Here is an 11,407-nt window from a genome sequence, read left to right as displayed (position 1 = left end):
GTCGGGGTGGAGCGGGGCGCCGGGGGCGCGGCGTGCGCCGGGCCGTCGAGGCGGCGCAGCTCGTCGGCGAGCGCGGCGGCCGAGTCGTACCGCCGGCCCGGGTCCTTGGCCAGCAGCCGGAGGACCAGGTCGTCCCACGCGGCGGAGACGCCCGGCGCGACGCTGCTCGGCGCCGGGGGAACGTCGTGCAGGTGCGCCGTGAGGTACCCGACGGTGTCCGGCGCGGTGAACGGCAGCCGCCCGGTGAGCAGTTCGAACAGCACGCAGCCCAGCGCGTACAGGTCGCTGCGCTGCTCCGGGTGCCCGCGCGCCTGCTCCGGCGCCATGTACGCGGCCGAGCCCACCACGAACCCGGTGTGGGTCAGCCGGTCCCCGGCGGCGGACGGGTCGGCGGCACGGGCGATGCCGAAGTCGAGCACCTTCAGGCTGCCCAGGGCCGTGACGAACAGGTTCGCGGGCTTGATGTCGCGGTGCAGGATGCCGGCGGCGTGCGCCTCGGCCAGCGCCTCGCAGACCTGCGCGCCCCATCGGGCGGCGTCCGCCTCGCCGGCGGGGCCGCGGCGGATGACGGCGTCCAGGCCCTGGCCACGGAGCAGTTCCATGACCAGGAACGGCGTGGTGCCCTCGTCGGTGGCGGCCTCGCCGAGGTCGTGCACGGTGACGATGTGCGGATGCTGGAGCGCGGCGGTGATCCGCGCCTCCCGCAGGAAACGGGCCCGCGCCTCGCCGGAGCGGCTACCGCCGCCCGCGAGCACCGAGATCACCTTGACCGCGACCGGCCGCAGCAGGCTCTCGTCGCGCGCCTCCCACACCTCGCCCATCCCGCCCTGCCCGAGCGGGCGCACCAGCCGGTAACGGTCGGCGAGTATGCGATCTCGGTCTTCCACGGTCCCACGTCCCCCGACGATGCGCGGCTTTCGGTCAACAGGGCGCATCGTAGCCTCGCCGCCGCACTCCTCCGACGGGGCGCCGCGGCCACGGTCGGGGTGGTCAGGTGAGGAAACCCAGGAGGGCCGCGGTGAGTTCGGCCGGGGCGTCCTCCTGGACCAGGTGGCCGGCGCCGGGAAGCAGACGCAGCTCGGCCGCCGGGATGCGCGAGGCCAACTCGTGCGCCCTGGCCACGGGGATCCAGCTGTCGTCCTCGCCCCAGCACACCAGGACGGGGAGGGAGATGGAACCGTATCGTCCCTGGATCTCATCGGTGAAGCGCTGGTCGGCCTGCGCGATCTGGCGGTAGAAGGCCCGCTGGCCCTCGTCACCGAGCCACGGCTCGACCAGGCGGTCGAGGGTCGCCGGGTGCAGGCCCGGGCTGCTCGCCGAATTGACGTATTCACGCACGAGCCCGCGGTGCAGGTGGGGCGGCAGCTGCTCGAAGACGGCGGAGTGCTCGCTGACCAGGCGGAAGAACGGCGAGCCCCAGGGGGCCAGGGCGACCGGATCGACCAGCGCGAGCCGCCGATAGCGCGCGCCGTGCAGCAGATGGGCGCGCAGGGCGACGGCGCCGCCGAAATCGTGTGCCACGACGAGCGGCTCGGACAGGCCCCAGTGGTCGAGCAGCTCGGTGAAGACCCGGCCCTGGGCGGCCAGCGAGACGTCCTGTCCGTCGAACGTGGCCGAAGCGCCGTAGCCGGGCATGTCCCAGACGAACACCCGGTGACGCCCGGCGAGCGCGCCGGCCACGCCGCGCCAGACGTAGGAGGAGAACGGTGTGCCGTGCAGCAGCACCACCGGCGCGGCATCAGGATCGCCGAGCCGGTCCCAGCGCACCTGGCCCGAGGTGCTGTCGAACGTCCTGCCCAGCTCCCAGTCGGTCACCGTGTCCACTCCTCCCAGGCCACGAGCCACTCCGGCCATGACACCCTACGTGCCGTACCGCTCATCGAACGGGCGGCAACCCGTCGCCTGCCCGGCGGGTTCCGGCCCTCGGGCCGGGGGCCGGGTCCCCCGGTTCACGAAGGCTAGGCGGATGGTCAGGGGGTTGCGGCCTCGCTGGGTCAGGCATTCCCGTGGGGAACATCGTGGAGATGTGTGACAGACCATGGAGGCAGCCCGGATGCCGCGTACCGAACTGAGATCCGTTCGCGACGCCTCGCCGGGTACCTGCACCATGTTCCGGACGGCGCTGAGGGCTGCCTGACGAGCCGTGACGCCGGCGGTGTTCCGTGGGCTCCGACGGTGACCGTGGACACCGCGTGTCCGCCGGAGGGGCGCGGAGGCGCCCGGCGCGGCCGAGGTGGAGGCCGAACTCGCGGGACCGGGCGCGCGCGTGCGGATCGTCGCGGGCGACGTGTCCGACCGGGACACGGTGGCCGCGCTCCTGCCCCGGGAACTGTGCCTGCGCGTCGCGCTTCCAGATATCTCTTCAACATTCCCTACGACACCGGATACATCCTGCATCAGCCGTACAAGGATTTCGACCTCCACCGCGTATTCGACTCGGCGATGAAACGGGGTGGCGTTTGTTTCGAGCTGAATTTCATCCTCCATCGCCTCCTCGTCGAGATGGGATTCGATGCCCGGCGGGGAGTGGGGCAGGGAAATCGAGCACATGGTCGCCACTCCATCGGAGCGGGTGACCTGCGTGGGCTGCCGCTGCCGGAGCAGATCGCGACGAGCGTGGCGCTGAAGGCGTCGGTGGTCTCCGCGGACGGCGGGCCGCCACGTGACCGTGCCCCGGCCGGGTCAGGGCGGCGGAGCCTTGGCCAGCAGGAGGGCACCGTGCAGCGAGGACAGTCCGCCCAGCCGTGCGGGGCGGACCGGCGGCAGCGGATGCCCCTGGCGCTCCAGCGCCGCCGTCCGTTCGGCCACCCCCGGCACCAGGCCGGGCAGCGCCGCGGCGAAGCCGCCGCCGATCAGCACGAGCGAGGGGTGGAGCAGCTCGCACACCCCGGCCACCGCCGCGGCCAGGGCCGCACAGCTCTCCTCCAGCGAGGTCACGGCCCACGGCTCCCCGTCGCGCACGGCCTCGCGCAGCGCGGTGAACGTCACCTCACCGCCCCGTCGCCGTGCCGCCCGGCGCAGGGTCGCGGGGCCCGACGCCACCGCCTGGAGGCAGCCGCGCCGGCCGCAGTCGCACGGCGGTCCCGCGCGGTCCACGATCAGGTGGCCGGCCTCGCAGGAGCCTCGGCCCGGGCCGGGCAGCGGTTCCCCGTTCCGTACGATGCCGCCGCCCACGCCGGTGCCGACCCCCAGATAGAACAGGTCGGGGCACCTGGCCTCGTGGGCCTCGGCGAGGGCGGCGAGGTCACCGTCGTCGGCGCAGTTCACCGCGGTGTCGCCGAAAAGGCCGGACAGCGCGGCGCGCAGGTCGAGACCCGCCCAGCCGGGGCGGCCGGGCCAGGCGGTGACCGTGCCGGCGGCGTCCAGCGTGGCGGGCATCGCGACGCCGACGCCGCCGAGCCGCTCGGGGTGGCCGGCGCACAGGTCCCTGACGTGGCGCGCCAAGAGGTCGAGGTCGCGGGTGGCGTCGCCGGGCGCCCTGGCGGCCGTACCGTCCGGCTCCGGCCAGCGGAAGGTGCGCTCGACGGTGCTCAGGTCGTCGTGTTCGAGGCGGAGGGCCACCTTGGAGCCGCCGACGTCGATTCCCAGATGACTGATGGTCGTCTCCCGCCCGTCAGCCCTCGTCCGGCACCGTTTCGAGCAGGGCCCGTGCGGCGAGCCGGTATCCCAGCGCGCCGAGCCCGAAGATGACGCCGGCGGCCAGCGGACCCGTCACCGACTCGTGCCGGAACCGCTCGCGTGCCCAGACATTCGACAGATGGACCTCGATCCACGGCCGCGGATAGTTGGCCAGTGCGTCACGCAGCCCCCATCCGGCCATCATGAGCGCGGCCGGGTTGATGATGGCGCCGACGGTGTCGTAGTTCCCCTGAATCGTCTGGATGATCTCCGCTTCACCGTCGAACTGGTAGGAGTCCACTTTCCAGCCGCGTTCAGCGACCTCTTCCTCGACCCAGCGCTCGATGTCCTGGAGCGTATCCGTGCCGTAGATCTCGGGCTGACGCCTTCCGAGTATGCCGAGATTCGGCCCGTTCACCAACAACAGCCTGCTCAACGCACACCTCACCCTGGGGTCGGCTGAATTACAGCGGCACATCACGGAAGTGCCATGTATAGCACGCATATCGCGGGAGGACGAAGGGATGCTGGGCAGCGGCATTGTTGAGGGGGATGTAGGGGGGTCTTGAGGGGGCATGACGATTGCACGGTCGGCCGGTTAGCGTGCTATTGCGTCCGCTGAGGACCTGGCCTCCATAGCGCATAAAGGGTGTGGGAAAAACGTGAGCAACGGTATGCGACTGGAATCCGAACTGCCCGCATGGCCGCAGTACGGCGACGAGGAGCGCGAGGGTCTGATCCGGGCCCTGGAGCAAGGGCAATGGTGGCGCATCGGCGGCGGTGAGGTGGACGCCTTCGAAGCCGAGTTCGCCGCGGCGCACGGGAGTGAGCACGCGCTGGCGGTCACCAACGGCACGCACGCGCTCGAACTCGCCCTGGAGGTGCTCGGCGTGGGCGCCGGCTCGGAGGTGATCGTGCCCGCGTTCACCTTCATCTCGTCCTCGCAGGCCGCGCAGCGGCTGGGCGCGGTGCCCGTCCCCGTCGACGTGGACCCGGACACCTACTGCATCGACCCCGCCGCGGTCGAGGCGGCGATCGGGCCGAAGACCCGCGCCATCATGCCGGTGCACATGGCGGGCCAGATGTGCGACATGGACGCGCTGGGCAAGCTGTCCGCGGACTCCGGGGTGCCGTTGATCCAGGACGCGGCCCACGCGCACGGTGCGCAGTGGCAGGGCAAGAAGGTCGGCGAACTGGGCTCGGTCGCGACGTTCAGCTTCCAGAACGGGAAGTTGATGAGCGCCGGCGAGGGGGGCGCCGTGCTCTTCCCCGACGCCGAGTCGGCCGAGAAGGGCTTCGTCAGGCACAGTTGCGGACGCCCGCGCACCGACCGGGGGTACTTCCACCGCACCTCGGGCTCCAACTTCCGGCTCAACGAGTTCTCCGCCTCCGTGCTCCGCGCCCAGCTCGCCCGCCTCGACGACCAGATCACCCTCCGTGAACAGCGCTGGCCGGTACTGAGCCGGCAGCTCGCCCGGATACCCGGTGTCGTGCCGCAGGCACGCGACGACCGCGGGAACCGCAATCCGCACTACATGGCGATGTTCCGGGTCCCGGGCATCACCGAGGAGCGGCGCGCCAAGGTCGTCGATGTGCTCGTGGAGCGCGGGGTGCCCGCGTTCGTCGCCTTCCGCGCGGTCTACCGTACGGCCGCCTTCTGGGAGGTCGCGGCACCGGACCTGACGGTGGACGAGTTGGCTCGCCGGTGCCCGCACTCGGAGGCGCTCACCCGCGACGGCTTCTGGCTGCACCACCGGGTGCTGCTGGGCAGCGAGGAGCAGATGCACGAGGTGGCCGCCGTCATCGCCGACGTGCTCGCGGGCGCATGAGCGTCCTGTCCGACGGCCGGGGGCCGATCCGGATCGCCCTGGTGGGCCTGGGTTGGGCCACCCGTTCGATCTGGCTGCCCCGGCTGCGCGGCAACCCCGCGTTCACGGTGACGGCGGCGGTCGACCCCGCCGAGGGCTCTCGCGCGGCCGTCGCCGGGGCGCAGGACACGGCCGGGCTGTCGACGTTCGCGACGATCCACGACCTGGACCCGGCCGTGGTGGACCTCGCGGTGGTCGCGGTGCCCAACCATCTGCACTGCGCGGTCGCCGGCGAGTTGCTGGCCAAGGGCATCGCGGTGTTCCTGGAGAAGCCGGTGTGCCTGACCTCCGAGGAGGCCGAGCGGCTGGCGGACGCCGAGCGCTCCGGCGGCGCGGTGCTGCTGGCCGGCAGCGCGGCGGCCTACCGCGCCGATGTGCGCGGGCTGTACCGGCTCGCCACCCGGCTGGGACGCATCCGCCATGTCGAACTGGCCTGGGTGCGCGCGCGGGGCGTACCCGACCGGGGCGGCTGGTTCACCCAGCGGTCCCTCGCGGGCGGCGGGGCGCTGGTCGACCTGGGCTGGCATCTGTTCGACATCGCCGGACCGCTGCTCGGCACCGCCGCCTTCCGGCACGCCATCGGCACCGTCTCCGCCGACTTCATCACCCGGCGCTCCTCGCGGGCCGACTGGCGGGGTGACGACGGGGACGCGCTCACCGGCGGGACCGACGTCGAGGACACCGCGCGCGGCTTCCTCGTCACCGACGACGGCCGGTCCGTCGCCCTGCACGCCAGCTGGGCATCGCACGAGGCGCTCGACACCACCCGGATCACCATCGACGGCAGCGGGGGAAGCGCGACCTTGCGCTGCACCCTCGGATTCAGCCCGAACCGCCTCCAGGAGTCCACCCTGACCCGCACCATGGACGGTGAGACCCACCCCGTGGCCGTGCCCACCGAACCCGTCGGCGCCGAGTACGACCGGCAGCTCGCCGCATTGCCCGCGCAGCTTCGGGACCCGGCCGGACCGGGCCGGGCCATCGCGGAGGTACGCCGCACGATCGGCGCCATCGAACGGGTCTACGCCTCGGCCCGGAGCGCCCCCGCCCAGGAGGCCCCGAAGGCCCGGGAGGCCGAGCCGGTGTGACCGCGCCGGCTCCACCCGCTTCACTGCTCCGCGGACCGCCCGCGAGACCCGGGCCGGCGTCCGCCGCACCGGGCCCGCACTACAGGAGTGCTCCATGACCAGCCAACCCGACCGTCACGACAGCCCGCTCGCCTGCGCGACCGCCGCCCCGGTCACCTCGGTGGTCTTCGACCTCGACGGTGTCCTCGTCAACAGTTTCGCGGTGATGCGCGAGGCGTTCACCCTGGCCTACGCCGAGGTCGTCGGCGACGGTGAGCCCCCGTTCGAGGAGTACAACCGGCATCTGGGCCGCTACTTTCCCGACATCATGCGGATCATGGGGCTGCCGCTGGAGATGGAGGAACCGTTCGTCCGTGAGAGCTACCGGCTCGCCCACCGGGTGGAGATCTTCGACGGCGTGCCCGAGCTGCTGTCGGAGCTGCGCCGCCGCGGGGTGCGGCTCGCCGTGGCCACGGGGAAGAGCGGGCCGCGGGCCCGCTCGCTGCTGGACACGCTGGGCATCCGCGACTGGTTCGACGCGGTGCTCGGCTCGGACGAGGTGGCCCGGCCCAAGCCGGCGCCGGACATCGTGCTGAAGGCGATGGACCTGCTCGCGGCGGATCCCGCCCGGACCGTGATGGTCGGGGACGCCGTCACCGACCTCGCCAGCGCGCGGGCGGCGGGCGTCACGGCGGTGGCCGCGCTGTGGGGGGAGACGGATGAGAAGACGCTGCTCGCGGCGGAGCCCGACGTCGTTCTGCGCCGGCCGGCGGAACTGCTGCCGCTGTGCCCCGAGGTCGTCGACGGGGTGACCTCCCGGACGACGAGTGAGCGAAGTCCTCGGTGACCTGACCCACCGGCCTCGCTCTCCGGTGGGAACGAACGGCGAGGCCGGGGCTTCCTCCCGGGAGTCCCGGGAGTGGTCGTCCCGGCCTCCGCCGTCCGAACCGTCACTGCCCACCGGCCTTGCTCATGGCTCGTTGCACCAGACTGTCGATGTCCATCTCGGCGATCGCGGCCGCTGCCGACTCCGGTGCCGGTTCCCCTTCCGCGGGGCCGCCCTCCACGTCCCGGGCCAGCGTCATGAGGGCGTCGAGGATGCCCAGTTCACGGAACCGGCTCAGCGGAGTCCTGGCCAGCACGCGGCGGAGGTCCTCCTCGCTGCCCGTGTCACCCGGCGCGGCGTCCGGCGGAGCGTCCGGGCAGAGTTCCGTCCGCAGCAGGCGCATCAGGGCGACGGGCGTCGGATGGTCGAAGATCAACGTGGTGGGCAGGCGTACCCCGGTGCGCTTGGCCAGCCGGTTGCGCAGTTCGACCGCCGTGAGGGAGTCGAAGCCGATCTCCTGGAACGCCAGGTCCGGCCCGATGGCGTGGGCGCCGGCGTGGCCCAGTACCCGAGCGGCCTCCTCGCGGACCAGATCGAGCAGGATCTGTTCCTGGGCCTCGGGGGTGGCCCTGGTCAGGCGCTGGGTGAAGGCGTCGGTGTCGGCGGCCGTCCCCGCGGTGCGCCGGGTCTGCCGTACCAGGCCGCGGAGCAACGGCGGCACCGGTGCCGTGGCGGCCTGGGCCTGGAGCGCGGCGAAGTCCGGTTTCATGGGCAGCAGCACGGGCTGGGGCAGGTGCAGTGCGGTGTCGAACAGCGCCCCGCCCTCGTCCTCCGACAGCCCGGTCCCGGAGTCCTGTGCCCAGGGGCCCCAGGCCAGGGAGACGCCCGGGAGTCCCTGGGCGCTACGGCGATGTGCCAGCGCGTCCAGGAAGGCGCCGGCCGCCGCATGACCTGCTTGCCCGGGGCTTCCCAGGGTCCCCTCGGCTGAGGAGAACAGGACGAACGCCGCCAGATCCACGTGCCGGGTCAGCTCGTGCAGATGGAGGGCGGCGTCCGCCTGCGAGGCGAGGACGGCGTCCAGTCGTTCCGCGGTCAGGGCGGTGATCACGCCGTCGTCGGGGACGTCGGCGCTGTGCACCACGGCGGTCAGCGGCGCGTCGTCCGGCACCGAGGACAGCAGCGCGGCCAGGGCGTCGCGGTCGGCGACGTCGCAGGCGGCGATGTGCACGTGTGCGCCGAGTGCGGTCAGCTCCCGCTCCAACTCGGCGATGCCGTCGGCCCGGGAGCCGCTGGGGCCGGTCAGCAGCAGGTTCCGTACGCCGTGCTCGGTCACCAGGCGGCGGGCGGCCATCGTGCCCAGCGCTCCGGTGCCCCCCGTGACGAGGACGGTGCCCCGCGGGTCGAGCGGGCGCGGCAGGGTGAGGACGTTCTTGCCGATGTGCTGCGCCCGGCTCATGAACCGGAAGGCGGCCGGAGCGCGCCGGACGTCCCATGCGGTGATCGGCGGCGGGGTGAGCACCCCCCGCTCGAACAGGTCGGCCAGTTCGGTCAGCATGTGCTGAATGCGCTGAGCGCCCGCGTCGGCCAGGTCGAAGGCGCGGTACGTCACGCCCGGGTGCCCGGTACCCACCTCCGCCGCGTCGCGGAGGTCGCTCCTGCCCATCTCGACGAACCGGCCACCCCTGGGCAGCAGTCGCAGCGAGGCGTCCACGAGGTCACCGGCGAGGGCGTTCAGGACGACATCGACGCCACGGCCCTCGGTCATCTCGCGGAAGCGCTGCTCGAAGTCGAGGGTCCGGGAGTTGGCCAGTCGTCCGTCCGGCACACCGGCCACGCGTGCGGCGCCCCACTTGGCCGGGCTCGCCGTTCCGTAGACCTCCGCGCCCCAGTGCCGGGCCAGCTGGACCGCGGCCATGCCGACGCCACCGGCGGCGGCGTGGATCAGCACCGACTCCCCGCGCTCCAGGCCCGCCAGGTCCCGCAGTCCGTAGTAGGCCGTGAGGAACGCGCGGGGGACCGCGGCCGCCTGCACGAAGGACCAGCCCTCGGGCATGCGCACGAGCGTGCGGACGTCGGCGACGGCGAGGGGACCGGCCGCGCCCTCGAAGAGGCCCATGACCCGGTCGCCCGGGGCGAACCGGGTGACTCCCGGGCCGACCTCCGTGACCACGCCGGCGCCCTCGTTGCCGATGCCGATCTCGTCGGGGTACGTGCCCAGGGCCGTCAGGACATCGCGGAAGGTGAGGCCCGCCGCGCGGGTCTCGACGCGGACATGTCCCGGGGGCAGTGCCTCCAGCGCCTTCGGCGACGGCAGGAGCGCCAGGCTCTCCAGCGCGCCCGGGGCGCGCGTGCCGAGCTGCCACCCGGGCTCTCCCTCCGGCGCGCTCAGCACCTCGCCCGCCCCGGCCCTGGCCAGCCGCCGCAGGTGGCAGACGCCGTCCCGCAGGGCGAGTCGGGGCTCGTCGCCGTCCAGCAGACCGGCGAGGAGGGCGGGGAGCGCCTCCTCGGTGGAGGATGCGTCGTCGAGGTCGAGGAGGAGGATGCGACCGGGGTGCTCCGACTGCGCGGCGCCGACCAGTCCCCAGGCCGCGGCGACCGCCGGGTCGACCAGGTCGTCGTCCCGGATTCCCACGGCACCGCGGGTCAGCACCGCCAGGCGTGCGCCCTCCAGCGCGGGTTCGGCCAGCCAGGCGTGCACCACGCCCAGCACCTCGCCGGTGAGTTCGCGCACGGGGGTCACCCCGGCGCCGTCGCCCACGGCACGGCCGGCACCCCCGGCACCGACCTCGTACAGCAGCACGGGCGCGTCGGAGGTGCCGGGCGCGACAACCGCGGCGGCCACCTGCCGTACGTCGTCCGCGGTGCGCACGGAGACGGTGTCCAGCCGGGCGCCGGCGGCGGCCGGCGCCTCCTCCCACCTCACGACGAACATCTGGTTCATCGCGGTCCGGGCCGCGGCGTCCAGCACCTTGGCCGGCATCGGCCGCGACACCAACGACTCGACCACCGCGACGAGCGCCCCGCTCGGATCGGCCAGCCGGATGCCCGCCCCGTCCGTGCCCTGCGGAGTGATGCGCACCCGCAGCGCCGACGCGGCCGAGGCGTGCAGGGACACGCCCCGGTAGGCGAACGGGAGCATGGGCCCCGACTCGTCACCGACACGCTCGCGCGACGCGGTGGCGTGCAGCGCCGCGTCGAGCAGTGCGGGGTGCAGGCCGAACGCGCCGGTCTCGGCGGCCAGTCCCTCGGGCAGGGCGACCTCCGCGTAGATCTCCTCGCCCCGCGTCCACGCCGCTCGCAGGCCGCGGAAGGCCGGGCCGTATCCGTACCCGTCCGCCGCCAGCTCCTCGTAGACGCCCCGCACCCGCTCCTCCGGGACCGCCACCGCTCCGGCGGGCGGCCACCGCGTCAGGTCCGCGTCGTCCGGCTCGGCAGGGCTCTCCGGGGCGAGGGTCCCGCTGGCGTGGCGGGTCCATTCCGCCTCCGCGCCGGCGTCCTCACCGCGCGAGTGCACGGTCATCGCGCGTCGGCCCGACTCGTCCGGCGCGTCCACCGTCACGCGCAGCCGCACGCCTTCGCGCTCGGTCAGGATGAGCGGCGCCTCGATGACGAGCTCTTCCACGACACCGCAGCCGGCCTCGTCGCCGGCGCGCAGCGCGAACTCCACGAAGCCCGCGCCGGGCAGGACGGTCACTCCTGCCATCGTGTGGTCGGCCAGCCACGGATGGGTGCTCAGCGACAGCCGCGAGGTGAACAGCAGGCCCCCGGACCCGGGCAGCTCGGCCACGGCGCCCAGCAGTGGATGATCGGCCCGGTCGAGTCCCAGCGCCGCGGCGTCGGCGGTCCCTGCTCGCCGGCCCAGCCAGTAGTGGTGGTGTTGGAAGGCGTAGGTCGGCAGGTCCCACGCGCGTGCGCCGGGGTGGACGGCGGACCAGTCGATGGTCCCGCCGTGGGTGTACACGGTGGCGAGGGAGGTGAGGAACCGGTCGGCCCCGCCGTCGTCACGGCGCAGGGTGCCGACCGCGGCC

Annotated in this window: 8 protein-coding genes and 1 pseudogene; 4 read left to right on the top strand and 5 right to left on the bottom strand. The window is 73.6% G+C overall.

Annotated elements, in window-relative coordinates:
- A partial coding sequence (locus ADY01_RS25810) for a serine/threonine-protein kinase (RefSeq protein ID WP_159001429.1) occupies positions 1-887 on the bottom strand: 887 nt, incomplete at its 3' end.
- Positions 888-990: 103 nt separating this feature from the next.
- Positions 991-1,815 carry an alpha/beta fold hydrolase gene (locus tag ADY01_RS25805; RefSeq protein ID WP_049578305.1) on the bottom strand — a complete coding sequence of 275 codons (825 nt, stop codon included), beginning with the start codon at positions 1,813-1,815 and terminating at the stop codon, positions 991-993.
- 213 nt (positions 1,816-2,028) lie between these two features.
- Here ADY01_RS25805 and ADY01_RS41650 point away from each other — a divergent pair.
- Positions 2,029-2,523, top strand: a pseudogene (locus ADY01_RS41650) (arylamine N-acetyltransferase); the annotation flags it as partial.
- 159 nt (positions 2,524-2,682) lie between these two features.
- Here ADY01_RS41650 and ADY01_RS25800 read toward each other — a convergent pair.
- Entirely contained in the window at positions 2,683-3,561 is an 879-nt protein-coding gene (locus ADY01_RS25800) for an ROK family protein (protein ID WP_234320414.1), read from the bottom strand.
- Positions 3,562-3,613: 52 nt separating this feature from the next.
- Positions 3,614-4,054: a type II 3-dehydroquinate dehydratase gene (locus tag ADY01_RS25795; RefSeq protein ID WP_049578296.1), complete on the bottom strand. Its 441-nt coding sequence runs from the start codon at positions 4,052-4,054 to the stop codon at positions 3,614-3,616.
- 238 nt (positions 4,055-4,292) lie between these two features.
- On the opposite strand from ADY01_RS25795, the gene ADY01_RS25790 reads away from it, so the two are divergent.
- The 3 genes from ADY01_RS25790 (at position 4,293) to ADY01_RS25780 (ending at position 7,400) form a co-directional block, all read left to right on the top strand.
- Positions 4,293-5,447 carry an aminotransferase class I/II-fold pyridoxal phosphate-dependent enzyme gene (locus ADY01_RS25790; protein ID WP_049578294.1) on the top strand — a complete coding sequence of 385 codons (1,155 nt, stop codon included), beginning with the start codon at positions 4,293-4,295 and terminating at the stop codon, positions 5,445-5,447.
- Positions 5,444-6,574, top strand: coding sequence for a Gfo/Idh/MocA family protein (locus ADY01_RS25785; protein WP_049578293.1), 1,131 nt, complete (start codon positions 5,444-5,446; stop codon positions 6,572-6,574). The genes ADY01_RS25790 and ADY01_RS25785 overlap by 4 nt, the downstream gene beginning before the upstream one ends.
- Before the next feature lie 94 nt (positions 6,575-6,668).
- On the top strand, positions 6,669-7,400 hold the full coding sequence (locus ADY01_RS25780) for an HAD-IA family hydrolase (RefSeq protein WP_078900602.1): 732 nt from the start codon (positions 6,669-6,671) through the stop codon (positions 7,398-7,400).
- A 103-nt stretch (positions 7,401-7,503) separates the two neighbouring features.
- Here ADY01_RS25780 and ADY01_RS25775 read toward each other — a convergent pair.
- A partial coding sequence (locus ADY01_RS25775) for an SDR family NAD(P)-dependent oxidoreductase (RefSeq protein WP_159001427.1) occupies positions 7,504-11,407 on the bottom strand: 3,904 nt, incomplete at its 5' end.

The organism is Streptomyces sp. SBT349 (assembly GCF_001083795.1).
Lineage (GTDB): Bacteria > Actinomycetota > Actinomycetes > Streptomycetales > Streptomycetaceae > Streptomyces.
The sequence above is the reverse complement of the archived record's forward strand: the minus strand, read 5'-3'. Positions and strand labels throughout refer to the sequence as shown.